We start from the raw sequence: 25725 nt of genomic DNA on the forward strand, positions 1-25725 counted from the left end.
GCCGGGTTTCACCCCCGGCTTTTTCATTACTCGATAAGCGCGACAATCGGGCCATATCCACCATGCCATGAGATGTCGTTTCGCCCCATGGTCGGATTATAAATTCCAGCGCCGCCACCGCCGTCAAGAAACAAGGCGTTGGGACATTTAAGCCCATTACGGAACAGCATGGCGAAATCGTAGAAATTCACAGCATCTTCGCTGATGGCAAAGCGGATGGAATCATCGTTGCAGACACCAACGCCACTTCTACGGGTCCGGTCGGTCGATCCTTTAATCAGAATCGGATTGAGCTTGTTCTGAATGACCAGCATAGGCCCGGACTGCGTGGCAAAATGCGCCTGCGGTTTGCGCTTCAAAAACCTGTCGGTTGAAACAATACCGGCGCCGTCATCTCCGAAATAGAAAATGCCATTGGGTTTCTTGTAAAAGTTTGGAACCGGGCCAGAGGAACGCGTGGGCGCATTGGTGTCGGCCACAACCAACTCTTGCCCATTCTCGACGTATAGTCCCATAGGCGTAAAATCGACCTGATACATTCCTGCATTCAAGGCAAATGATAACGTCTTGCCGTCTTGCGTTACAGCGTCTGCCACTTTCGAGAAATTGCGATATGGCTCGCCGTCAGAGTCCTTCCAGAAGAGACGCAGATTTTCTTTGGCCTTCACTGTGCAGATTATGAATTTTGTGTCCTGAAAGACCTGCTCATCGCAGGTTTCCGCCAGCGCCGATTGCATACCCAAAAGCAAGCCTGCAAAGCCAATAGCCGGGAGTGCCATACTCATTTTACGAAAGCGCATCGCGAAACCTCCCCCAATCAAAACCATAGACCGTTGAAATGAAAAAAGCCCGGGTAAACCGGGCCTTCTCGCAAAACTGTTCGCGATCATATCGCGTCAGTTCATAAGATTAGCCGTTAACGGCGTCCTTCAGGCCCTTGCCAGCCGAGAACTTCGGCACGTTACGGGCAGGAATAGCAACTTCCTTGCCGGTCGAAGGATTGCGGCCAGTGGAAGCTGCACGATGCGAAACGGAGAAAACGCCGAAGCCTGGCAGGCGAACTTCTTCACCAGCCTTGAGTGCACCGGTGACAGCTGCGAGTACAGCGTCAACAGCAGTTCCTGCGTCGGCCTTTGTCAAACCGCCCTTTTCCGCTACAGCGGCGACCAATTCGTTCTTGTTCATAGGCATTTCCTTTCTTTATCTACCGGAACGAATAACGCGACCGGATTGCGTGCAGTTTATTCAAATCGGTTGACAAACCAAGCCTGTCAACATGAAAAAACCCCAGAAACCCGGGGTTAAACACAGAAATGCCGGGCATTTAGCCCGGCATTGTTATCTTATTAGCCACTAGCAATGATCAATGAGCTGTCGAAACACCTGCTTCATCGTCCGCTGGGGCCGCCGCAACAGGAGTCGCTGGCTCTGTCCATTCGATTGGTTCCGGCTTGCGAAGCAGTGCATGCTCAAGAACTTCACCGACGCGCGACACAGGAACAATCTCAAGATTATTCTTCACATTGTCCGGAATATCCGCCAAATCCTTGGCGTTTTCTTCAGGGATCAGAACTTTCTTGATGCCACCACGCAATGCGGCAAGCAGCTTTTCCTTGAGACCACCGATTGGCAGCACACGGCCACGAAGGGTCACTTCACCCGTCATTGCAATGTCTTTGCGAACCGGAATACCGGTCAGAACTGAGACAATTGCTGTAACCATGGCAATACCAGCCGACGGGCCATCCTTTGGCGTCGCGCCTTCCGGCACGTGCACGTGGATGTCACGCTTGTCGAACAGCGGAGGCTCGATGCCGAAATCAACCGCACGCGAACGGACATAAGATGCCGCCGCAGAAATCGATTCCTTCATCACGTCGCGGAGGTTACCAGTGACGGTCATACGACCCTTACCGGGCATCATGACGCCTTCAATGGTTAACAGCTCGCCGCCAACTTCAGTCCAGGCGAGACCTGTGACAACGCCGACCTGATCTTCGCCATCGATCTGACCGTAACGGAAGCGCTCGACACCGAGATAATCGGAGAGGTTCTTGTCGGTGATCTTCACCGACTTCTTCTTCGACTTCAGAATCTCGGTCACGGCCTTACGCGCCAGAGTCATCATCTCACGTTCAAGGCTACGCACACCGGCTTCACGTGTGTAAAGACGGATAACATTGCGCAGCGCATCGTCCGTGACCGAAAACTCCTTCGGCTGCAAAGCATGATCCTTGATCGCCTTTGGCAGCAGGTGCCGCTTGGCAATCTCAAGCTTTTCATCCTCGGTGTAACCGGCAATACGAATGACTTCCATACGATCCAAGAGTGGACCAGGAATATTCAGCGTATTGGCCGTTGTCACGAACATGACGTTCGACAGATCGTACTCAACCTCAAGATAATGATCCATGAAGGTCGAGTTCTGTTCTGGGTCCAGTACCTCGAGCATTGCCGATGACGGATCGCCACGGAAGTCCTGGCCCATCTTGTCGATTTCATCGAGCAGGAAGAGCGGGTTGGACTTCTTCGCCTTCTTCATCGACTGGATGACCTTACCGGGCATCGAACCGATATAAGTGCGTCGGTGACCACGAATTTCGGCTTCGTCGCGCACACCGCCAAGCGACATACGGACGTATTCACGGCCGGTAGCTTTGGCAATCGAGCGAGCAAGCGAGGTCTTACCAACGCCGGGAGGTCCAACGAGGCAAAGGATCGGACCCTTGATCTTGGTCGAACGAGCTTGCACTGCGAGATACTCGACAATGCGCTCCTTGACCTTCTCAAGACCAAAGTGATCGTCACCCAGCACTTCTTCGGCGAAGTTCAGGTCCTGCTTGATCTTCGACTTCTTGCCCCAAGGAATAGACAGAAGCCAGTCGAGATAGTTGCGCACGACTGTAGCTTCTGCAGACATCGGGCTCATGCTGCGTAGCTTCTTCAGCTCAGCCTGCGCCTTTTCGCGAGCTTCCTTGGAAAGCTTGGTCTTGTTGATGCGTTCTTCGAGCTCAGCCGCTTCATCGCGACCGTCCTCGCCATCACCAAGCTCCTTCTGGATCGCCTTCATCTGCTCGTTGAGGTAATATTCGCGCTGCGTCTTTTCCATCTGGCGCTTGACGCGGCCACGGATGCGCTTCTCAACCTGAAGAACCGAAATCTCGGCTTCCATAAACGAAAGCGCCTTCTCCAGGCGCTCACGCACCGAAAGAATCGACAGCATTTCCTGCTTTTCAGGAATCTTGATCGCGAGATGCGAAGCAACCGTATCGGCAAGTTTGGAATAATCGTCGATCTGGCTGGCAGCGCCAACCACTTCAGGCGAAATCTTCTTGTTCAGCTTGACGTAGTTTTCAAAGTCCGAGACCACCGAACGAGACAAGGCCTCAACTTCGACGGCATCTTCTTCGGGCTCTGGGAGAGCCGCGGCATAGGCCTCGTGATAATCTTCACGATCGGTAAATTTGGAAACCTTGGCGCGAGCAGTGCCTTCGACGAGAACCTTGACGGTACCGTCTGGCAACTTGAGAAGCTGCAGCACATTGGCAATCGTGCCGATCTCATAGATTGCATCCGGTGCCGGATCGTCGTCGGCTGCATTCTTCTGCGTTGCGAGCAGAATCTGCTTGTCCACGCCCATCACTTCTTCAAGGGCACGGATCGATTTTTCACGTCCGACAAACAGCGGAACGATCATATGGGGGAAGACTACGATATCGCGCAACGGCAGCACGGCATACAGCCCGTCTTCGCCATTCGCTGGGGTCTTCTGTTCAATACCCGTCATTATTCAGTCCTTTCTCAGGTCATTCGACCCGATTGCCACAAGCTGTGGCCCCTTTCATTACGAGGCAGTCCACAACCAGTGCGTCGGTCCATAATTGGAGTGTCGAACTCCTAAATTCAAGCTGCTTACAGGGCAGCATTCATAGAATCGTCATCTATCCTGCGCCGTCACAGAAATTTGTACAATAACAAGCTCCCGTTGTATCCAGCATCAGCCAAGACATAGACAAGAAAAAGGCCGCTTGCGCGGCCTTTTTCGAAAAATCAAGCAATCGTCAGGCAGACGCATTGCCCTTCTCTTCCTGACGCTCTGCGTAGATGTAGAGCGGACGCGCACTACCATCCACCACATCACCGGAAATGACGACTTCCTGCACACCTTCCAGCGTTGGCAACTCGAACATGGTGTCGAGTAAGATCTTTTCCATGATGGAGCGCAGACCACGTGCACCCGTCTTGCGTTCCACAGCCTTGTTGGCGATGGCTCGCAGTGCGTCTTCGTGGAAGCTCAGTTCGACATTTTCCATGTCAAACAAGCGCTGATACTGCTTCACAAGCGCGTTCTTTGGCTCAGTCAGAATTTGTACCAGTGCGTCAACATCGAGATCTTCGAGTGTGGCAATCACTGGCAGACGACCAACGAATTCCGGAATAAGACCGAATTTCAGAAGATCTTCTGGTTCCAATTCCCTGAACACATCGCCGATACGACGGTCTTCGGCTGACTTAACATTTGCACTGAAGCCAATCGACGTCTTTTCACCGCGAGCCGAGATGATCTTGTCGAGACCAGCAAAAGCACCGCCGCAGATGAACAGGATGTTCGTCGTATCCACCTGCAGGAACTCCTGCTGTGGATGCTTGCGACCACCCTGAGGAGGCACGGAAGCGACAGTGCCTTCCATGATCTTCAGAAGCGCCTGCTGAACACCTTCGCCCGACACGTCACGCGTGATCGAAGGGTTGTCCGACTTGCGGCTGATTTTGTCGACTTCGTCGATATAAACGATGCCGCGCTGCGCGCGTTCAACGTTGTAATCGGCCGACTGAAGAAGCTTCAGAATGATGTTTTCGACGTCTTCACCAACATAGCCGGCTTCGGTCAATGTCGTTGCATCGGCCATAGTGAACGGCACATCAATAATACGAGCGAGCGTCTGAGCAAGATAGGTCTTGCCGCAACCTGTCGGACCGACCAACAGAATGTTGGACTTCGCAAGTTCGATATCGCTGCTCTTCGACTGATGCGCGAGACGCTTATAGTGATTGTGCACGGCAACCGAGAGAACGCGCTTCGCATCCTTCTGGCCAATGACATAATCGTCAAGAACGTCCATAATTTCCTGCGGCGTAGGCACACCTTCGCGTGACTTCACCATCGAGGTTTTGTTTTCCTCGCGGATGATATCCATGCAAAGTTCGACGCACTCGTCGCAGATAAATACGGTCGGACCTGCAATCAGCTTACGCACTTCATGCTGGCTTTTGCCACAGAACGAGCAATAAAGCGTATTCTTTGAATCGCCGCCGCTGTTGCTGACTTTGCTCATTGCAGTTTCCTTTCAATAAACCGAAATGAACGACAACCTCATCGCGTGTTCATTTCGATCGTTTTTTCCGGTTCGGATCCATTTGGGAAGCAAAACACACTTCCTTGGCGGTCCATCAGCAGCTTCAACGCGCTGCTTCTAGTCTCGGGATTCCAGTCACCGCAGGCTTCCCGACCGAAGAAGCCTTAAGTGATGACTTTTGCAGAACCTAAAGCGGGGAACAATTGAAAAATCAGGTTCCCCGACGAGATTCCGCATAATCTGAACAATTTTAGCGCCCTGAACCCCAACAGATGCTTAACGCGACACGTTAACTTTCACGTACGACCAAGAAATAAGCCGCTTTTGTGGCAGAGGACGCTAAAATTACAGTAAGCCGGGTAAACCGGCTCCTGTTCACTTCGATTCTTCAGCACCAGTTTCGCGTGATTCGATCACTTTATCGATCAAACCGAACTCCAGCGCTTCCTGCGCAGTCATGAAGTGATCACGATCAAGTGTACGCTCAATCGTCTCGTAATCACGACCGGTGTGCTTGACGTAAATCTCGTTGAGGCGGCGCTTCATCTTGATGATGTCCTGCGCATGTCGCTCGATATCCGACGCCTGCCCCTGGAAACCACCAGACGGCTGATGCACCATGATACGAGCATTTGGCAGCGCAAAACGCTGACCGGTTGCACCGGCGGTCAGCAGCAGCGAGCCCATCGATGCAGCCTGGCCCATGCAAAGCGTGGAAACGGGCGGCTTGATGAATTGCATCGTGTCATAGATCGCCATACCGGAGGTCACAACGCCGCCGGGCGAGTTGATATACATGTTGATCTCTTTCTTCGGATTTTCCGATTCAAGAAAGAGAAGCTGCGCGCAAATCAGCATCGACATGCCGTCTTCGACAGGACCGTTGACGAAGATGATGCGCTCTTTCAGCAAGCGCGAGAAGATATCATAGGCCCGCTCACCACGGTTGGTCTGCTCAACCACCATCGGCACGAGGTTCATGACGGTTTCAATGGGATCTCTCATTATGGGCCTCTGGATATTTATGGCGAATAGGACGAATTTGAATCGTATGGATTACCCATACATAGGGCTTTGCAGCCCTGTTCCGCAAGATGCCGATCAATCCCAGTCGGAATCATCAATGACAGGCTTAATGCCACGTTTCTCATCGAGCATTTTACGTGATGTCTCAGTCAGACGTGCGCGGATACGGACCGACCCATCCTCGAGATCTTCGCGTTTTACATCGCTGCCGTGCTGGTAAATCCAATCAAGGATATGCATCTCAAACGGAGACAACACGACATCGACCGAACCCAGCGCCCCTGCAATGCGGGTCTCGATAAGCGAAAGCAACCTGTCAACACCCTCACCCGTCCAGGCTGAAAGCGGAATCGGACGCCCCTCATCGCTGCCAGCCGCCGCAAGACGAGATGCTGCCTCGCGCCCTGATTCATCCAGATTATCGATCTTGTTCCATATCTGGATCACGCGTTTGTGGTCATGAGGCTCGACACCAAGACCGGCGAGAATACTCTCGACGTCCTCTGCTTGTGCAGCATTATCCGGATCGGAAATATCGCGCACATGCAAGATCAGGTCAGCCTCGACGACTTCTTCAAGCGTCGCACGAAACGCCGCGACCAGATGGTGCGGAAGGTTCGAGATGAAACCCACGGTATCGGACAGGATAACCGTTTCGCCGTGCGGAAGGCGGATACGACGAAGCGTCGGGTCCAGCGTCGCAAACAGCATATCCTCGGCGAGAACGTCGGCACCAGTCATGCGGTTGAACAATGTCGACTTACCCGCGTTCGTATAACCAACGAGCGCCACGACCGGATGCGGCACCTTACGGCGCTTCTGGCGATGGAGGGTACGCGTGCGAACAACGGTTTCAAGCTCACGTTTTATGCGCAGAATCTTGTCCTGCAACATGCGCCTATCGGCTTCGATCTGCGTTTCACCCGGACCGCCCAGGAACCCGCCGCCACCGCGCTGACGCTCAAGGTGGGTCCAGCTTCTGACAAGACGGCCTTTCTGATAATTCAGATGCGCAAGTTCGACCTGCAGCGCACCTTCCTTGGTGCGTGCTCTCTCACCGAAAATTTCGAGAATGAGACCCGTACGATCGATGACCTTGACGTTCCACTCTTTCTCCAGATTGCGTTGCTGAACCGGCGTCAGCGAATGATCGACGATAACAAGCCCGATTGACTTGTCTTCGAGAATTTCAGCAATCGCCTCTACCTTACCTGTTCCCAGCAAGGTTGCGGGACGCGGTGTGTTCACCACTACATTTTCGGCGTGAGCAATTTCAAGATTGATCGCACGTGCAAGACCAACGGCTTCCTCCAGCCGCGCTTCATTAGAACGCTGAAACTGGGGCCTTTCGCCTTCTTCACTTGCAGTGCTTGTATTGTGCCGTTCTGGCAATATAGGAACGATAACCGCTGCTCTGGTAGGTTCTGGTTCAGACAGACCAAATCCCTTTTTTTCATCTGCAGGCGATACGTTCTTATCTTTGAATTTCGACAAATAAATTTACTCCGGGATACGGAAACGAACTACCTACGCAGATAGGTCTCCGCACAAGCGGTTTCAAATAGAAGACGCCCCGGCTAATCAAATCACAATCCGAAAGCCATTTCTGGCCGGATTAGAATCGAAAAAACTGGAGCGGAGTGACAGCTTTGCGAAATCACCACGCTCCAGCGAAAAACTGGCCAGATAAACTGGTAAGCGTCAGACTTCCTCGCCCTCGAACATCTGCACAGGCTGGCTTGGCATGATGGTCGAAATTGCATGCTTATAAACAAGCTGCGAATGGCCATCGCGACGCAGCAATACGCAGAAATTGTCAAAAGACGTCACGATACCCGTGAGTTTCACACCATTGATAAGAAAGATGGTCAGTGAAATTTTCTGCTTGCGTACAGAGTTGAGAAAAAGGTCTTGAAGATTTTGCGATCGTTCAGCCATTGTTTTTATTCCTTTAATCGATCAGCAGTCAGCTCGCCAAATGCCAGACGAACACGCGCACACACATAAATCAAGCTCCCGGATTGCGCAAACCCGGTCGCTGATCGCAATTGCTGTGGAAAGACAACTGCTTCGCTCTTTAGCTTCGGTTAACAGGATGGGAATCTTTGCGCAACCGGCAATTTCAAATGCGAGTAAGCAAATCTTACAGGCTTCGCAAATCTGGCATAATTTTCAATGAGCTGAAAGGAAAAGGCCATCGGACAGTTTATTGAGCTGTCGTGAGAACCTCTTGGCGCGGCGCATCCAGCAATGGTTTCACGCGGTCGATTGCCCACATATAAAAGCTTCCAGGCTGGAGAGAAACGACTTCCTTGTGTTTCTTATGAATATGAAAGCCGATAAAGTCTGGGTGCTTTATTGGCTCCAAGCCATAAGCAGGATCATAGATGCGGGTAGCTTCCTTCCCGACCCAGTAATAAAAGTTCTCCTGCGGCGCCGCGTTTTTGAAAATGCCGTATTTTCTGGCGAGACGTGAAATGCCGTCATTGCCAAAGATAGTAATACCAATAGATGCTGGCGTGACTTCTTTACCAGTCATTCGATAGTAGAAGGGCCGCAGCTTACCGCGCCTCAGGCCAAGCCAGCGCGGCAATGCATAGGTTGCCGCAACATATGCTTCAAATTCGCGAATAATCGGATGATTGTGTGGCAGATAAAGCGCCGACACTCCGACACGGAAACGATTTTCCCGTGCTACGTAGGGCTTCGATGGATCGGGATGAAGCTGTTTGAGCAGATAGACGTCTGTATCAAACCAAACGCCCTGTTTGTGCTTCATCAGCATGATACGGAAAATATCGCTGAACTGAACAATTGTGATCTGGTCACGAAAATGCGGATAACCCGGGTCCAGCCTTTTAAACACCAGCTCAGGAAGTATCTGTTGGCGTCATGCAATTCCACACCTGGAGGAACATTTTCAATCGGTGCGTAAGAAAAAAGCTTCACACGCTGGCCAGTCATCACCATGGAGGCCAGACAGATACGATCAACTTCACGTAACCGCGGTCCGTACCAGAACGTGCAGATATCCATAAAAGCCCCGAGGAAAATGCCGACGCGTTAAATAAACGCCGGGTAATCAGAAAAATTCAAGGCTAACGCGGAACATTTGTTCCACATGCTTGATTGCGTCCGCAGTAGCAAAAATCACCACACGATCTTTCGGTTTGATGCGGACATTACCATTGGGCTGAATGACCTGCCCGTCGCGATAAATCGCGCCGATTCGCAAACCTTCCGGCAGATCAAGGTCACGCAGAGGTGCACCAACCAATGAGGAGGTCTCAAGCGCTTCTGCCTCAATAATTTCAGCCATGTCACGATAGACACTATAGACCGCTCGGATACGTCCGCGACGCACGTGCTGGAGTATCTTCGATACGGTCACTGCCTTTGGATTAATATATGCATCGATTCCCACCATGTGGGTGAAGTCCTGATACGCAACCGTATTGATCAGCGCCATGTTCGCCTTGCATCCGAGTCGTTTCGCCATGATGCTTGAGAGAATGTTGACCTGATCCTGGTTGGTCAGTGCAACAAACAGATCGGCATCCTCAATATCGGCTTCCTGCAAAAGCGCCTGATCAAGCGCACTGCCATGCAGAACCATTGTCCGATTCAACTGATCTGCTATCGCAAAAGCGCGCTCATGCTCACTTTCGATCATCTTGATCCGCGTTTGCCATTTGCGCTCTTCAATCGCCTTGGCAACATAGAGGCCGATATTGCCGCCGCCAGCAATGACAATACGATGTGCTTCCGGCTTCTCATGTCCAAACAATGACAGCGTTCTGCGCACCTGTTCACGCGTTGTCACCACATAGGCGAGATCACCGGCATGAAGCTGATCTGTCGAGCGCGGAATAAAGAGACTGCCATTGCGCACAACGCCAACGACCGTAGCAGCAAGATCCGGAAACAGGTCCGACAGTTGCTTAAGCGGTGTATTGATGACGGGGCATTCTTCAAGGCACTCGATTGCAAGACCGATGATCTTATCGTCGGCAAATCGCAGGACGTCAGTCGCCCCCTGCAACGCGATGCGCCGCAAGACAACTTCACCAACTTCCAGTTCCGGTGAAATAATGACGTCGATGGGCAGGTTTTCACGCAGGAACAGGTCCTGATACTCGGCCTTGAGATAGGACTGCGCGCGAATACGTGCAATCTTGGTCGGCACGTTGAAAACCGAATGCGCCACCTGACAAGCCACCATATTGACTTCGTCAGATAGTGTGACAGCGATAATCATGTCAGCCTCGTTGGCACCGGCGGCGGCCAACACGTCAGGCTGCGACCCATGGCCAACAAATCCGCGGACATCCAGCGTGTCACGCACAATCTCGATATGTCGTGCAGAAGTATCAATTACGGAGACGTCATTTTCTTCGGCCGCGAGCCGCTCAGCTATGCCGTAGCCGACCTGCCCTGCTCCGCACACAATAACGCGCATATCAATCCGCCTGCCCTAAACTAACTAAAACTGTTATACGCCTAGCGATTTCAGTTTGCGATGCAAAGCCGAGCGTTCCATGCCGACAAATTCGGCAGTACGCGAGATATTGCCACCAAAGCGGTTGATCTGTGCAATCAGATATTCTTTCTCGAAACGCTCACGTGCTTCGCGCAAAGGCAACGCCATGATGTGCTGATCGGATTCCGTTGGTGCACGCGGCAGCGTGTCACCAATTTCGGCTGGCAAAAGATCTGCTGTTACTGGCGCTTCTGGATCGTCGCCACGCGCCAGAATCATCACGCGTTCCACATTATTGCGCAGCTGGCGAATATTGCCCGGCCAACTGTGCGACTGCAAAACCGCCATCGCATCGGAACCGATTTTGCGCGGTTTGATACCGGCCTGGTCGGCAATCTGCGTCATGAAATATTCGACCAGCGCCGGTATATCTTCGCGGCGCGCTGCAAGGGCTGGCACGTGCACCGGCACCACCGAAAGACGATGGAACAGGTCTTCGCGGAAAGTGCCTTCGGCAATCATGCCTTCGAGGTTCTGTGCGGTCGAAGAAATGATGCGGACATCCACCTTCACACGCTTTGTTCCACCCACACGCTCAAATTGCTGATCAACCAGAACACGCAAAATCTTGTTCTGCGTCTCGCGCGGCATATCGGCAACTTCATCGAGATAGAGAATGCCGCCATGCGCTTCTTCAAGCGCACCGACTTTACGCTCTCCGCCATCCATTTCTGTGCCAAACAGCTCGATTTCCATACGCTCTGGCGTAATGGTCGCAGCATTGACTGTCACAAACGGTCCATTGGCGCGGGTTGATTGCGCATGAATGGCGCGTGCGGCCAATTCCTTGCCAGCGCCCGAAGGACCAGTGATCATGATGCGACTATTGGTTGGTGCCACGCGCTCAATTGTCTGACGGAGCTGATTGATAGCCAACGAAGCACCGATCAAATCCATACTGTTGCCACTGCGCTTACGCAGGTTGGAAACTTCACGCTTGAGCTTGGATGTCTCCAAAGCGCGTTCCGCAACCAGAATAAGACGGTCGGCCTTGAATGGTTTCTCGATAAAATCATACGCACCGCGACGGATCGCGGACACCGCTGTTTCAATATTACCGTGACCGGAAATCATAACAACGGGCAGCTCCGGATGTTGCTTCTTGATCTCGTCAAGCAATGCAAGCCCATCAAGACGGCTGCCTTGTAACCAGATATCGAGGAACACCAGACGCGGCACACGATCGTCGATGGCTGCAAGCGCGCTGTCAGCGTCAAAAGCGGTACGTGTTTCATAGCCTTCGTCGCTCAGAATACCTGCAACGAGTTCCCGAATGTCCGCTTCGTCGTCAACTACAAGAATATCGGCTGCCATATCAATTCACCTGTCCAATTATCTTGTTTCCGTGACTTCCCTCTTCCGTACCGGTTGCACCGGTGGAAACCTCAGGAAAGATCATACGTATCATTGCGCCACGTCCTCCGTGGAAATCTGCTGGCGCATCATGCAATTCCAAATGTCCGCCATGCTCCTCAACAATCTTGCGAACGATGGCGAGACCGAGCCCCGTGCCCTTTTCACGTGTGGTCATGTAGGGCTCGAGGAGTTTCTGACGGTCATCACCCGGCAAGCCTTTACCGTTGTCGATAACGTCTACTACTAGCTGCCCGTCGAGTTTTTGCGAGCGAACGAGAATATAACCATCCCCGCGCTCTTCCTTGGCAACCGCATCAATCGCCTCACTGGCGTTCTTGATGACATTACCAAAGGCCTGCCCAAGCAACCGGCTATCGAATGAACCGATAAGCTTTTCAGAACCATATTCATGGTTGAAATGAATGTCCTGTCGGCTGACTTCGATAAGGAAAGATGCTTCCCGAAGCGCCTCGCGCAAGTCCATTGCGCGCATTTCCGGCTTCGGCATCCGTGCGAAAGCTGAAAACTCGTCAACCATGCGACCGATATCACCGACCTGCCGGATGATCGTTTCCGTGCATTGATCAAAGACTTCGCGGTCTTCCGTAATTACCTTGCCGTAGCGACGACGAATACGTTCTGCAGAAAGTTGAATCGGGGTCAGTGGGTTCTTGATTTCATGTGCGATACGGCGCGCAACATCGGCCCATGCCGAAGAACGCTGCGCCTGCACCAGATCGGTAATATCATCGACAGTCACGACATAGGAATAATCGTCAGATTCTGCATCTTCCACCGTAACCTGCACATTGAAGTTACGTGCCGCACCTCCGCGCGTCATGCTGACCTGTTCGCGATGCACCGTGCGTTCTGTCGTACGTGCAACCTCAAAGGCCTGCCCGATTTCCGGCGCGATACTGCTAAGGCTTTTGCCGATTGCATCCTGTGAACTCACCCCGAACATATGTTCAGCGGAGCGATTGAGGATCGAAATGGAACCATCAGATTCAATACCGATAACACCTGCGGTCACGCCTGAAAGCACCGCTTCCGAGAACCGGCGGCGCTCGTCGATCTGATCTTTTGCAGAAAGAAGCTCGTTACGCTGGCTCTTCAGCTCCGCAACCATGTTGTTGAACGTACCCGAAAGCGCGCCGACGTCTCCGTCCGACGAACGGACTGGCACCGAAATATCGAGGTTGCCCGCCGCCACATCATCAGCCGCTCCAATCAACAGGCGGATTGGGCGCACAAGGCGGTCAGCGACAGCAATACCAGTCCATATAGCCGATAGCAAAACAATCAGCGTCAAACCGAAGTAGAGCAGCGCAAAAGCTATCTGGGTCGGAATACGGTTGGCATCCATCTCCTGATAACGAGCTGTATTGGCTTCCATCAGGCGCATGGCTTCCAGAATCTGCTGATCGACGGCACGGACCGTGTAGAGATAGAGATCCGGTATTTCGCGCATCTTGATGACCGCACCGACGAAATTACTGTTGCCGGGTGGAATAATCACAGGCTTACCATCAACAGCAGTCTTCAACGCATCATCGGTGGGCGGCGGAAGGCGTGTCTCGACACCAGTTTCGCTTTTTACAACGACATCGCCGCCTTCACGCACCAGAAATGCGCCCAGCAAGCCACGACCACCCGCTTGGAGAGTCATGTAGCGAATGAACCCGCCCCGATCGAGGCTGTAAAGCGTGCGCTGGGCATCCAGCTCCTGCAACATCGAGAACGACGTGCTTTGCAGATTGAGTGCCGTTTCGCGAATATACGCAGTGGTCAGACTTTGCGATGAACTTACGATGTCGCGCGTGTTGGTATCAAACCAGCGATCAAGACCGAGATTGAGCGTTACCGAGGCAACAATTGCCACCACGATAGCGGGAACAGCTGCGATCAATGAAAACAGCGCGACGATGCGGACATGCAGCCGGGAAGCTGCCTTCCCCGATCTACGAGCCGAGACGATGCGGAAAATCTCGCGGCAAATCAGCAGAATCAAGAAAACAATCAACGCAACATTGACGATAACCAACGCAATCGTCACATTGCGGTCAGGCGTGATTGGCGTGATGCCAATAAGAATGGCAAAAGAAATCGACGCCGTGATCAGCGCTGAAACAACGGTGATAATACCAGGCAACGCAAGAAGCCTGCGCCCCTCACCCGCGCGTGATGATCGCTCTTCACCGTCTATATCCGTCGTCAGATTCGCTGTGTTCATGTTAACCATGTTACCCAATAGCGTTGCATCTATGCAACGCATTGTGGCGAAAATGCAACGATTGTTTACAGCTAAAATAAGAGTGTCGAAAGGGTGAGCGGATTTCGGGCCGTTTCGGCGTGTATTGATGGTTTAGCTTTGTTTAGCGCCGCGATAGATGTTGACGCCAAGTTCCCTGATCTTCTTCCGCAACGTGTTGCGGTTCAACCCAAGAATCTCCGCCGCCTTGATTTGATTGCCACGCGTAGCGGTGAGACAAGCGAGGATGAGCGGATATTCCAATTCTGCCAGAACGCGATGATAGAGACCTGGTGGTGGCAGATCAGAGCCAAAGGATGCGAAATAGCGCTGCATATTGTGCTCCACCACCTGTGAAATGGTGATGTTTTCGATATCGCCAGATGTGGCAACCGGAACATCGGGCTTTGAAAGCTCCGCCTTCAGTTCGGCTTCGATTATCTCTGGAGAAATTTCTTCCTGCGGGTAAAGCGCTGCCAACCGGCGCACAAGGTTTTCCAGCTCGCGCACGTTGCCCGGCCATGGATAGCGACGCATCATGTCGAAACCCGCAGCGGTAATGCGTTTCTCCGGCAGCCCCTCTTCAGCGGCTCGCTTGAAGAAATGGCGCACCAGATCTGGCACGTCCTCACTGCGCTCACGCAATGGCGGCAAGCGCAGCGGCACAACATTCAGACGGTAATAAAGGTCTTCGCGGAACAGACCCTGTGCGATGAGCTGGCGCAAATCCTTGTTGGTCGCGGCCACGATACGCACATCGGTCTTGATCGGAGTGCGGCCACCGACCGTCATATATTCGCCCTGCTGCAACACGCGCAGCAAACGCGTCTGCGCTTCCATCGGCATATCGCCGATTTCATCGAGAAAAAGTGTTCCGCCATTGGCCTGTTCAAAACGTCCGCTTGAACGGTTCTGCGCGCCGGTAAAGGCACCTTTTTCATGGCCAAACAATTCAGATTCAATCAGATCACGCGGAATAGCCGCCATATTGATGGCAACAAACGGTCCTTTGCGACGGCGGCCATATTCATGCAGTGCGCGCGCAACCAATTCCTTGCCTGTGCCCGACTCACCTGTGACCATCATGGTCAGGTCGGTCTGCATCATACGAGCCAAGACGCGATAGATTTCCTGCATTGCAGGTGAACGCCCCACCAGCGGCATGTTTTCGGCTTGCTCATCAGGCATAGCGGCTGCAGGCTTATGCTTTGGCTCAGAAAGCGCACGACCAACAATATTGATGAGCTCAGTTAGATCGAAGGGCTTGGGCAGATATTCATAAGCACCTGCCTCAGAGGCACGAATTGCGGTCATGAAAGTATTCTGCGCGCTCATCACCACAATCGGCAGATCAGGGCGCATCTTCTTGATGCGCGGGAGCAAATCAAATGCGTTCTCGTCCGGCATATTGACGTCGGTAATGACCAGATCACCATCACCAGCAGCCACCCAGCGCCACAGCGAGGTCGCGTTGGACGTCACCCGAACATCATAGCCAGCACGCGAGAGTGCCTGATTAAGCACTGTGCGAATTGCAGCATCGTCATCCGCGACGAGAATCGTACCTGTCGGACGTCCGGCAATCATGCGTTATCTCCTGTCTTTGCAGACATCTTCGGGCTTTTTGAACCCACATTATCGGCAGAACTCTTCCACGCAGGCATCAGTATGCGGAATGTCGTGCGGGATGGATGGCTGTCGCACTCAATCACACCGCCATGATCGCCGATGATCTTGGCAACAAGCGCCAGCCCCAGGCCTGAACCATTGGTCTTTGTGGTCACAAAGGGATCAAACAGATGCGGCAGCATATCGTCAGGCACACCCGGGCCGTTATCGTGCACGCAGAATTCGAGTGGCAAAGCTACGCGGTCGCTCGCACCCGGAACTTGTAGCCGAATGCCCGGACGATAAGCCGTTGATAGCGTGATCTCCGCCCCTTCGCGGCTTCCGAGAGCCTCTGCTGCATTCTTCACCAGATTGAGAAACACCTGGACCAACTGATCCCGATTGGCAAAGACCGGTGGCAATGACGGATCATATTCCTCAACAAAGCGAATGTGCCGCGCAAATCCGTTGCGTGCGATTGCCTTCACATGATCAAGCACCGAGTAAATATTCACTGCAGTGCGCTCGATAGGTCGTTCATCGGAAAACACTTCCATACGATCTACGAGCTTCACGATGCGATCAGTTTCATCGGTAATGAGCCGCGCAAGCGCGCGATCCTCATCTGTGACTACCTGTTCAAGCAATTGTGCTGCACCGCGGATACCTGAAAGCGGGTTTTTGATCTCATGCGCCAGCATGGAAGCAAGCCCTGTGACCGAACGCGCAGCACCACGATGCGTCATCTGCCGATCGATCTTCTCCGCCATGGTCTTTTCCTTGAACAGGATCACCACAGCGCCCGGCGTCTCGATCACCGGAGCCACATAAAGATCAACGATGCGCTCGGCACCCAGCTTGGGAGACGAGATATCGACGCGGTACTCGTTAACCGGTACCTGGCTGGTGCGAACCTGATCGACCAAAGCCAATAGCGGGCTTCCGAAAGGAAGAAAGGACTCCAGCCGGTTACGTGCCAGAATGGAGGAGCCTGAGCGAAAAAACTGCTCCGCATCCATATTAGCGTAAACGATGTGATTGTCAGTGCTGACCATGATAACAGGCTGGTTGATCGCATCCAGAATTATGCCCGGGATGCCACCGGCTTCGGCTCTTCCGACCATCATGCGACCTTTCTGATTGCGTCTGCATGATTTGCATCACGCAGAAAAACGCGGGCGAGCGCTGCGATAACCGCTTCAGGGTCGGTGAGCGTCATGATTTCAGCCTTAGCTTTTTTGGATTTTTCTGGCGACGAGAATGCCTTGTCCACGTGGCGATCCAGATACCAGCCGAGATGCTTTCTCGCATGACGGATACCAGTTTTGCTGCCATAATGGTCGAGCATATCTTCGTAATGTCTTATAACATAAGAAAGAATTTGTTCTGGAGAACGCGGAGCGAAATCACTGCCCGCTATCGCGCCTGCCAACCACGGTTGTCCGTAGGAACCGCGTCCAACCATCACAGCGTCCGCGCCCGAACGGCGCAACAATTCTCTTGCATCGTCACGCGATAACACATCACCGTTGGCAACCAGTGGAATCTTCACCACATCGCGTACAGCATGAATGGCATCCCAATCAGCACTACCTTCGTAAAACTGGCATCTGGTGCGGCCATGCACCGTCACCATCGCAATGCCCGCATCTTCGGCGCGCTTTGCCAATTCCGGCGCATTGATACTGTTTTCATCCCAGCCAAGACGCATTTTGAGCGTAACCGGAACTTTGACGGCATTAACTGTGGCTTCAACCAATGTCATCGCATGGTCGAGATCGCGCATCAGCGCTGAACCGGAATAGCCGCCCGTCACCTTCTTGGCGGGGCAGCCCATATTGATATCGATGATATCCGCACCCTCGCCTTCGGCAATCTTGGCGGCTTCACCCATCCAGTGCGCTTCACGTCCTGCGAGTTGCACAACATGCGTACCCAGCCCTTCACCGGAAAGGCGCAGCATGCTTTCTTTATGCCTATTGCAGAGCTCTGCACTCGCAACCATCTCCGAAACGACCATGCCAGCCCCAGCCTCGGCAGCGCGTTTTCGGAATGGGAGGTCGGAAACACCCGACATGGGCGCGAGAAAAACGCGGTTTTGAAGGGCCACGCCACGTATGTTTAGAGGTTGTTCGAGGAGAGTCACCAAGAAATGCCCATTTGATGTGCATGATGCAATTAGCACACACTTTAATCATTCAATGCGTTGAACGCAAGGAAAAGCACATGCCTGCGATGATAAATCGATTGCCGTCTGGCAATTATTTGCGCAAGGCATTATTCGGCTTGCAGACGATTGTTTGAATAGATGAATCTTTTGGCAAAGGCGACCGACATTTCACGGGCAGCAGCAGTCATCGTAGCCGCGGGGCGTGGCGAACGGGCGGGACAGAGCACCGAAGGGCCGAAACAATATCGGCGCATCGGTCGCGAAGCTGTGCTTGCGCGTACGCTGCGTGTTTTCGCTCGATGCACTGAGATTGACCAGATTGTCGTGGTCATTCATGCGGACGATGCAACGCTTTATGAGAACGCCATAGCAGATCATTATTCAAATGTGCGCGTTGTAACCGGTGGTCCCACGCGTCAGGAATCGACACGGCTCGGGCTACTGGCGCTTACCGCAGATGCGCCGCAATATGTGCTCATTCATGATGGCGTGCGCCCCTTCATTGAGCAGGACCTTCTCGCGCGGATTTTTGACAATCTGACGCCAGAAGAAGGTGTACTGCCCGCGCTTGCCGTATCAGATACATTGAAGCAATCGGCCAGCGATGGAACGGTCAAGACAACTGTTCCGCGTGCCGGTCTTTTCTCCGCGCAGACGCCGCAGGCCTTTCCCTTTGCGCCGATCCTCGACGCGCACGAAAAAGCATTCATCAGCGGGCGCTCAGACTTTACTGACGATGCATCCATTGCAGAATCTTTTGGGCTTTCAGTCCGCATCATTGAAGGTTCCGCAGACAATACGAAATTAACGTGGGCCAAAGATATCGAAATGGCCGACAAACGCTTGAGGCATGGCATGACTTCATTTCCAGATATCCGCACCGGCAATGGCTATGACGTTCACAGCTTTGAACCCGGCGACCATGTCACGCTCTGCGGCGTTGCCATTCCACACAACAAGAAGCTGAACGGCCATTCCGACGCAGATGTCGCTCTGCACGCCTTGACCGACGCATTGCTTGCAACCCGTGGCGCGGGCGATATCGGTACGCATTTCCCGCCCTCCGATCCGCAATGGAAAGGTGCTGCATCCCATATTTTCGTTGAACATGCCGTGAAAATCGTCCGCGAAGCTGGTGGGCGCATTGCCAATGCTGATGTGACGATCATTGCTGAAGAGCCAAAGATTGGACCGCACCGTCCCGCTATGACGGAAGCCATGGCAAATATGCTCGGAATTTCGCACGACCGTGTGTCCGTCAAAGCGACTACCAACGAGAAAATGGGCTTTGTTGGCCGTGGCGAAGGTATTGCTGCTATTGTAACAGCAACAGTGATCTATCCCGGGGAGGTTCCGGAATGACATTCATTGCGGAAGCTCAGGCCATTGACGTTCTCAATGCATGCCGCAAGTACGGCACCATGATTGCAACGGCAGAATCCTGCACAGGTGGACTTATCGCAGGCGCGCTGACAGACATTGCCGGTTCGTCTGATGTGGTGGATCGGGGTTTCGTCACCTATTCCAACGAAGCCAAGAACGAAATGATCGGCGTTCCGCTTGTGTTGATCCATCGGATCGGCGCTGTCTCAAAGGAAGTGGCCATTGCCATGGCAGAGGGCGCGCTCGCTCATTCTCGCGCAGGCATCAGTATCGCTGTGACAGGTATTGCAGGTCCCGGCGGCGGGTCAGCTGAAAAGCCCGTTGGCCTTGTGCATATCGCGAGCGCTCGTAAAGGCTTTGCAACACTGCACAAAGAATGCCGCTTTGGTGAAAAATCACGCGAAGATATTCGCCACGAAACCGTGATTGCTGCACTGGCGCTGGTTCTTGAAGCGCTTAAATCGTCAGAACTGGCTTAGACTTAGGCAAGCCCGTAAATCGCGTCAGCACGCTTCTCGAATGCTTCTGAGAATTTGCGGAAAGCCAGATCGAACATCGACCCCATCAGGAGTCCAAGCGTCCTGCTCTTAAATTCATAGTCGATGAAAAATTCGACATCGCATTCATAGCCATCACCAACCGGCTTGAACGTCCAGCGATTATCAAGATAGCGGAACGGACCATCGACATATTTCACGTCGATGACGTTCTCTTCAGGCTTCAAAAACACCTGACTGGTAAAAGTCTCGCGGATCAGCTTATAGCCCACCGTCATATCAGCAATGAGAAACGTCTTACCGTCTTTCTCCTTGCGTGATCGGATCGACAAAGCTTCACACATGGGCAAAAACTGCGGATATTTTTCAACATCCGAAACCAGGGCAAACATCTGGTCTGCCCTGTGGTGAACGCGTCTGACATTCGTAAATTGCGGCATGCGATATTAAGCCTGTGCTGCGACCTGCGCTTCACGTGCAGCCTTTAGCTTCGCAAAATCATCGCCAGCATGGTGCGATGAACGTGTCAGCGGGCTGGACGCAACAAGCAGGAAGCCCTTGGTACGACCAATCGTCTCAAAGGACTTGAATTCGTCCGGCGTCACAAAACGGATAACCGGATGGTGCTTACGGGTTGGCTGGAGATACTGACCGATGGTCATGAAATCCACCTCAGCAGAACGTAGGTCATCCATCAGCTGAAGGATTTCGTTCCGCTCTTCGCCAAGGCCAACCATAATGCCGGATTTGGTGAAGATCGTTGGGTCGAGTTCCTTCACACGCTGCAACAAGCGGATCGAATGGAAATAGCGCGCACCGGGACGAACCTTGAGATACTTCGAAGGCACCGTTTCCAGATTGTGATTAAACACATCCGGGCGTGCCTTGACCACGATCTCAAGCGCGCCTTCCTTACGCAGGAAGTCTGGCGTCAGAATTTCGATCGTCGTCTTTGGCGCGGCTTCACGAATCGCGAGAATGACATCGGCGAAATGCTGCGCGCCTCCATCGGCCAGATCGTCACGATCGACTGACGTGATTACAACATGCGTCAGCCCCATCTGTTTGACGGCGCGACCCACATTTTCAGGCTCATTCGGGTCGAGAGCCTTCGGAATACCAGTGGAAACGTTACAGAACGCACAAGCGCGGGTGCAAATCTCACCCATGATCATGAAGGTTGCGTGCTTCTTTTCCCAGCACTCACCAATGTTCGGGCAACCAGCTTCTTCGCAAACAGTGACAAGCTTGTTGGAGCGGACGATCTCACGCGTTTCATTATAGCCACGCGAAACGGGGGCCTTGACTCGGATCCAGTCGGGCTTCTTCAAAACTTCATTGTCTGGACGGTGAGCCTTTTCAGGATGCCGTTGACGTCTCTGGTTCACTGTATCGAGAACTGTAACCATGCTGTTTCCTGCCTATCTGGAACAAAACGCCTGCAGGCCTTGTGCTCCAACAATGGGTAGACCCCTGAATATGGCATGCCCTAACAATTTGAAGCACTGCTACGCAATGCCCATAACTGCGGCTTACCGTCTCGCTGCAATCCCAATCGCTCTGAAAACCAAAGCCCATATGAGACCGAATATAAGGCCGCCGAAGCCAAGTGCCAAGGTCAGTGTCCAGACACCGTACCAGCCGACAATCGCCATTCCGTTGATCGATATAGTGTTTCCGCCGATCAAGCTAAAGCTTCCGGCAAGAAAACCCAGTGCAAGACCGCCTGCGGTACACCATTTTATCATGGGCCAGGCGGCACGCCGCCAAGGCCCTCCATTATCGATCAGTGGAATGTGCTTACTCCTATGTAAGAGCCTTCTAAATTACATATTCAGCGCGCGGCCATAGGCATCCAGCACACTTTCCTTCATTGTCTCGGAAATGGTTGGATGCGGGAAGACCGAATGCATCAGCTCTTCTTCAGTGGTTTCAAGGTTCATCGCGACAACGAAACCCTGAATAAGCTCTGTTACTTCTGCGCCGACCAGATGGGCGCCCAGCAGCTGTCCGGTTTTCTTGTCGAAAATGGTCTTAACCAGACCCTGATCTTCACCAAGTGCGATTGCCTTGCCGTTGGCGACAAATGGGAAACGGCCAACGCGAATATCGCGTCCAAGCTCTTTCGCTTTGGCTTCAGTAAGACCAACGGAGGCGACCTGCGGGTTACAATAGGTGCAGCCGGGGACCATGTTGCGGTCGAGCGGATGAACATTCGGCAAACCGGCAATCTTTTCGACGCAGATAACGGCTTCATGCTCAGCCTTGTGAGCCAGCATTGGTGGACCAGCAACGTCACCGATAGCATAGATGCCATCAACGTTCGTCTTGCAATAAGCATCGATGGCAATGCAACCGCGATCTGTCTTGATGCCGAGTGCTTCAAGGCCGATATTCTCGATGTTACCCTGAACGCCAACAGCCGAGATCATGCGATCAACGGTCAGCGTCTGAACCTTGCCGTCTTTGGTTTCGATATGAGCGGTCACATTGTTTGTGCCCTTCTCAACCTTCGAAACTTTGGCGTCTGTAATGATCTTGAGGCCACGCTTTTCGAGCTGCTTGCGCGCGAAAGTCGAGATCTCCGCGTCTTCAACCGGCATAATATTCGACATCAGTTCAACGACAGTAACGTCAACGCCCATGTCATTGTAGAACGAAGCGAATTCGATACCGATTGCGCCAGAACCCATGACCAGCATGGTTTGTGGCAGTTCTTGTGGAACCATGGCTTCAAAATAAGTCCAGATCAGCTTGCCATCTGGCTCGATACCTGGAAGCGCACGCGGACGCGCACCAGTCGCAACGATAATGTGCTTCGCTTTGTAAGTGCCCTCGCCCAGCGTGTTCTTTGGCTGTGGCGCCTGTGGCAGCATCGGTGCCTTGGAGGTCTTGGAAACAACGATTTCACCCGGCTTGGAAAGCTTTGCTTCACCCCAGATCACGTCGATCTTGTTCTTCTTCATGAGGAAGCCAACGCCGCCATTCATGCGCTCGGCGATACCGCGCGAGCGGGAAACAACAGCCTTGATGTCTGCAGTGATCGAACCTTCAAGCTTCAGGCCATAATTCTTTGCATGATCAGCGAGGTGCTTCACTTCTGCTGAACGCAGCAGCGCCTTGGTAGGGATACAACCCCAGTTGGAGCAGATACCAGCAAGATGTTCGCGCTCTACAACAGCCGTCTTGAGCCCAAGCTGTGCTGCACGAATAGCGGCGACATAGCCTCCAGGACCCGATCCGATAACAATAACATCGTAACTGTTGGACACGCTCATTCTCCTCGAGTGGTCTTTATGCCGGCTCACCGGCATATCTTTCACTGTTCAAAAAGCCGATATCATCGGCCCAATAATTCACAAACCGAGCACTGCACGAACAACAGGCTCCAGCCCTTGTCCGATTGCCCGGGTATTTTCTCTATCCAGATGCACACCATCAAGCGAAGTCGTCTTCGCGACAGTCGAAGCATCAAAAAACGCGCATTTCATTTCATCGGCAAGTCCGGCAAGCAACGGACCTAACTTGGCGGTTTCAACAATACCGCCCGCAAACATCGAAGCAAAAGCCGGATCAGCGCTCTCGCTGATATGTGGTGGCGCTACGATAAGGATTTCAGGAACGGTCGAACCTTCACCATACGGGTGCGAACGAATGATCTGTATCAATCTGCGCATGCAAGAATGGCTTGAAAAAGCGTCACCCACGACCTGTGGCTTCATATCATTGCTACCAAGCAAGATAATAACCAGATCAAGTGGGGAGTGTGTGCCGAGCAATGTTGGCAGAATACGAGCGCCATTGCGGTCTTCTGCTGCCGTATAGTCATCGAAGGCAGTCGTGCGGCCGTTCAGCCCTTCGGCAATGACGTTGGCCTGCGAACCGAGCGCGTTCTGTAAAACTGAAGGCCAGCGATCTTCCAATGGAAGACGTGCGCCATTGGGAGCCTGATAGCCCCACGTCAATGAGTCACCAAAGCATAAAATAGACTTCATGCGTTATGGCTCCGTGGAATATGGATTTGATCAATAAACTGAAAAATAAAACAAAAAAAAGCAAATCCAAGCCACGCAAGCAACTTGCGCATCAATGCATGTTTCTTGACAGCAGAGACGCCGCCAAGGCTTTTCCCGATAGTAGAGGCAACGAAAAGCCTTGGCGTTAATGTCATATTACACCAGCATACCCATTGGGTTTTCGATGTGACGCTTGAAGGCCTGTGCCAGTTCAGCAGCAAGAGCACCATCTACTGCACGATGATCGGTCGAAAGAGTTACGGACATAACTGTCGCAACCTTGATTTCACCGTTCTTGACCACTGCCCGCTGTTCGCCCGCACCGATTGCGAAAATCGTCGCATGCGGTGGGTTGATGATCGCGGCAAAGTCCTTGACGCCAAACATGCCAAGGTTGGACACAGAGGTCGAACCACCCTGATATTCGTCAGGCTTGAGCTTGCGGTCACGCGCACGCTTGGCAAGGTCCTTCATCTCATTGGAAATGGCGGACAATGTCTTCGATTCCGACTGACGCACGATTGGCGTAATCAGACCGCCCGGGATCGACACAGCAACGCCGACATCCGCACGCTTGTGCTTGATCATGCCGCCTTCCGTCCAGGAGACGTTGGCCTCAGGAATATCACGCAGCGCAAGAGCCACGGCCTTGATCACCAGATCGTTGACAGAAAGCTTGTAGGCCGGAACCTCACCCTTCTCTGTCTTGATCAGCGGTGCAGCTGAATTGATCTGCGAACGCAGAGCCAGAAGTGCATCCAGTTCGCAATCGATCGTCAGATAAAAATGCGGAACAGTCTGCTTCGATTCCACCAGACGGCGGGCAATCGTCTTGCGCATGCCGTCGTGAGGAACGATTTCGTATGTGCCTTCTTCAAAGAGCTTGAGGATGGCATCATCCGACTGAGGCTTCGAAGCCGATGCAGTGGCCTGCTGTGCAGCAGATGCAGCCTTCGCGCCACCAGACTTAATAGCAGCTTCAACGTCACGCTGAACGACGCGACCATATGGACCAGAGCCTTTTACAGCCGCAACGTCGACGCCTGCATCCTTAGCGATGCGGCGAGCAAGTGGTGATGCAAAGACGCGTTCACCCTTGTTCTCAGTGCCTTTGCTTGCAGCAGAAGCGGCCGCAGGAGCTTCAGCCTTCGCAGAAGCCGGGGCGGCTGCAGGTGCAGCTTCTTTCTTAGGCTCTTCCTTCGGTGCTTCAGCCTTTGGTGCAGGAGCAGCATCACCGCCCCCTGCTGCACTTTTGGCAGCTTCAGCAACATCCTCGCCGTCTTCGGCGAGGATTGCGATCAACGCGTTGACCTTGACGCCTTCGGTTCCGGCAGGAACCACCAGCTTGGCAACGGTGCCTTCGTCGACAGCTTCGACTTCCATCGTCGCCTTATCGGTTTCGATCTCGGCAATCACATCGCCGGACGTTACCTTGTCGCCTTCCTTGACCAGCCACTTGGAAAGATTGCCTTCTTCCATCGTTGGCGAAAGCGCTGGCATGGTGATTTTAATCGGCATGTC

Annotated in this window: 21 protein-coding genes and 2 pseudogenes; 2 read left to right on the plus strand and 21 right to left on the minus strand. The window is 52.9% G+C overall.

Features of this window, described 5'->3' with window-relative positions; genetic code table 11:
- Positions 1 to 26: 26 nt before the first annotated feature.
- The 15 genes and pseudogenes from CES85_RS15165 to dusB all read right to left on the minus strand — a co-directional run bounded on the left by CES85_RS15165 (position 27) and on the right by dusB (position 18284).
- Complete coding sequence (locus tag CES85_RS15165; RefSeq protein ID WP_095446716.1) at positions 27 to 800, minus strand: phosphodiester glycosidase family protein; 774 nt, start codon at positions 798 to 800, stop codon at positions 27 to 29.
- 109 nt (positions 801 to 909) lie between these two features.
- Positions 910 to 1185: an HU family DNA-binding protein gene (locus CES85_RS15170; protein WP_006470422.1), complete on the minus strand. Its 276-nt coding sequence runs from the start codon at positions 1183 to 1185 to the stop codon at positions 910 to 912.
- Positions 1186 to 1363: 178 nt separating this feature from the next.
- Positions 1364 to 3787, minus strand: a complete 2424-nt coding sequence (lon, locus tag CES85_RS15175; protein WP_095446717.1) for an endopeptidase La — start codon at positions 3785 to 3787, stop codon at positions 1364 to 1366.
- A gap of 274 nt (positions 3788 to 4061) precedes the next feature.
- Positions 4062 to 5336, minus strand: coding sequence for an ATP-dependent Clp protease ATP-binding subunit ClpX (gene clpX, locus CES85_RS15180; protein WP_094577336.1), 1275 nt, complete (start codon positions 5334 to 5336; stop codon positions 4062 to 4064).
- 396 nt (positions 5337 to 5732) lie between these two features.
- A complete protein-coding gene (clpP, locus tag CES85_RS15185; RefSeq protein ID WP_024897130.1) occupies positions 5733 to 6362 on the minus strand; it encodes an ATP-dependent Clp endopeptidase proteolytic subunit ClpP in 630 nt (209 codons plus the stop codon).
- Between the two features lie 96 nt (positions 6363 to 6458).
- Positions 6459 to 7877 (minus strand): GTPase HflX, encoded by a 1419-nt coding sequence (gene hflX / locus CES85_RS15190; protein WP_095446718.1) that lies wholly within the window; start codon positions 7875 to 7877, stop codon positions 6459 to 6461.
- A 207-nt stretch (positions 7878 to 8084) separates the two neighbouring features.
- Positions 8085 to 8321, minus strand: coding sequence for an RNA chaperone Hfq (hfq, locus tag CES85_RS15195; RefSeq protein WP_007875113.1), 237 nt, complete (start codon positions 8319 to 8321; stop codon positions 8085 to 8087).
- 5 nt (positions 8322 to 8326) lie between these two features.
- A pseudogene (locus CES85_RS28165) lies at positions 8327 to 8543 on the minus strand (hypothetical protein).
- 46 nt (positions 8544 to 8589) lie between these two features.
- A pseudogene (locus tag CES85_RS15205) lies at positions 8590 to 9419 on the minus strand (hypothetical protein).
- 46 nt (positions 9420 to 9465) lie between these two features.
- Positions 9466 to 10842: a Trk system potassium transporter TrkA gene (gene trkA / locus CES85_RS15210; RefSeq protein WP_095446719.1), complete on the minus strand. Its 1377-nt coding sequence runs from the start codon at positions 10840 to 10842 to the stop codon at positions 9466 to 9468.
- A gap of 33 nt (positions 10843 to 10875) precedes the next feature.
- Complete coding sequence (gene ntrX, locus CES85_RS15215) at positions 10876 to 12237, minus strand: nitrogen assimilation response regulator NtrX (protein WP_095446720.1); 1362 nt, start codon at positions 12235 to 12237, stop codon at positions 10876 to 10878.
- Position 12238: 1 nt separating this feature from the next.
- A complete protein-coding gene (locus CES85_RS15220; RefSeq protein ID WP_095446721.1) occupies positions 12239 to 14554 on the minus strand; it encodes a sensor histidine kinase NtrY-like in 2316 nt (771 codons plus the stop codon).
- Positions 14555 to 14644: 90 nt separating this feature from the next.
- Positions 14645 to 16117 carry a nitrogen regulation protein NR(I) gene (gene ntrC, locus CES85_RS15225; protein WP_095446722.1) on the minus strand — a complete coding sequence of 491 codons (1473 nt, stop codon included), beginning with the start codon at positions 16115 to 16117 and terminating at the stop codon, positions 14645 to 14647.
- Positions 16114 to 17262 carry a two-component system sensor histidine kinase NtrB gene (locus CES85_RS15230; protein WP_095447909.1) on the minus strand — a complete coding sequence of 383 codons (1149 nt, stop codon included), beginning with the start codon at positions 17260 to 17262 and terminating at the stop codon, positions 16114 to 16116. The genes ntrC and CES85_RS15230 overlap by 4 nt, the downstream gene beginning before the upstream one ends.
- Positions 17262 to 18284 carry a tRNA dihydrouridine synthase DusB gene (gene dusB / locus CES85_RS15235; RefSeq protein WP_208636304.1) on the minus strand — a complete coding sequence of 341 codons (1023 nt, stop codon included), beginning with the start codon at positions 18282 to 18284 and terminating at the stop codon, positions 17262 to 17264. Before dusB ends, CES85_RS15230 begins: the two co-directional genes overlap by 1 nt.
- 162 nt (positions 18285 to 18446) lie before the next feature.
- On the opposite strand from dusB, the gene CES85_RS15240 reads away from it, so the two are divergent.
- Complete coding sequence (locus CES85_RS15240; protein WP_235901858.1) at positions 18447 to 19670, plus strand: bifunctional 2-C-methyl-D-erythritol 4-phosphate cytidylyltransferase/2-C-methyl-D-erythritol 2,4-cyclodiphosphate synthase; 1224 nt, start codon at positions 18447 to 18449, stop codon at positions 19668 to 19670.
- Positions 19667 to 20170: a CinA family protein gene (locus tag CES85_RS15245; protein WP_095446724.1), complete on the plus strand. Its 504-nt coding sequence runs from the start codon at positions 19667 to 19669 to the stop codon at positions 20168 to 20170. Before CES85_RS15240 ends, CES85_RS15245 begins: the two co-directional genes overlap by 4 nt.
- A 2-nt stretch (positions 20171 to 20172) precedes the next feature.
- On the opposite strand, the gene CES85_RS15250 is transcribed toward CES85_RS15245, so the two are convergent.
- The 6 genes from CES85_RS15250 to CES85_RS15280 all read right to left on the minus strand — a co-directional run bounded on the left by CES85_RS15250 (position 20173) and on the right by CES85_RS15280 (position 25722).
- Entirely contained in the window at positions 20173 to 20628 is a 456-nt protein-coding gene (locus CES85_RS15250) for a type II toxin-antitoxin system RatA family toxin (RefSeq protein ID WP_095446725.1), read from the minus strand.
- A gap of 6 nt (positions 20629 to 20634) precedes the next feature.
- Entirely contained in the window at positions 20635 to 21597 is a 963-nt protein-coding gene (lipA, locus tag CES85_RS15255) for a lipoyl synthase (RefSeq protein WP_095446726.1), read from the minus strand.
- Between the two features lie 123 nt (positions 21598 to 21720).
- On the minus strand, positions 21721 to 21936 hold the full coding sequence (locus CES85_RS15260) for a hypothetical protein (RefSeq protein WP_095446727.1): 216 nt from the start codon (positions 21934 to 21936) through the stop codon (positions 21721 to 21723).
- 78 nt (positions 21937 to 22014) lie between these two features.
- Positions 22015 to 23460 carry a dihydrolipoyl dehydrogenase gene (lpdA, locus tag CES85_RS15265; RefSeq protein WP_095446728.1) on the minus strand — a complete coding sequence of 482 codons (1446 nt, stop codon included), beginning with the start codon at positions 23458 to 23460 and terminating at the stop codon, positions 22015 to 22017.
- 84 nt (positions 23461 to 23544) lie between these two features.
- Positions 23545 to 24183 carry an SGNH/GDSL hydrolase family protein gene (locus CES85_RS15270; RefSeq protein ID WP_095446729.1) on the minus strand — a complete coding sequence of 213 codons (639 nt, stop codon included), beginning with the start codon at positions 24181 to 24183 and terminating at the stop codon, positions 23545 to 23547.
- 177 nt (positions 24184 to 24360) lie between these two features.
- Positions 24361 to 25722: a pyruvate dehydrogenase complex dihydrolipoamide acetyltransferase gene (locus CES85_RS15280; RefSeq protein WP_095446731.1), complete on the minus strand. Its 1362-nt coding sequence runs from the start codon at positions 25720 to 25722 to the stop codon at positions 24361 to 24363.
- Between the last annotated feature and the right edge of the window lie 3 nt (positions 25723 to 25725).

Source organism: Ochrobactrum quorumnocens, from assembly GCF_002278035.1.
In the GTDB taxonomy this organism is placed as follows: Bacteria; Pseudomonadota; Alphaproteobacteria; order Rhizobiales; family Rhizobiaceae; genus Brucella; species Brucella quorumnocens.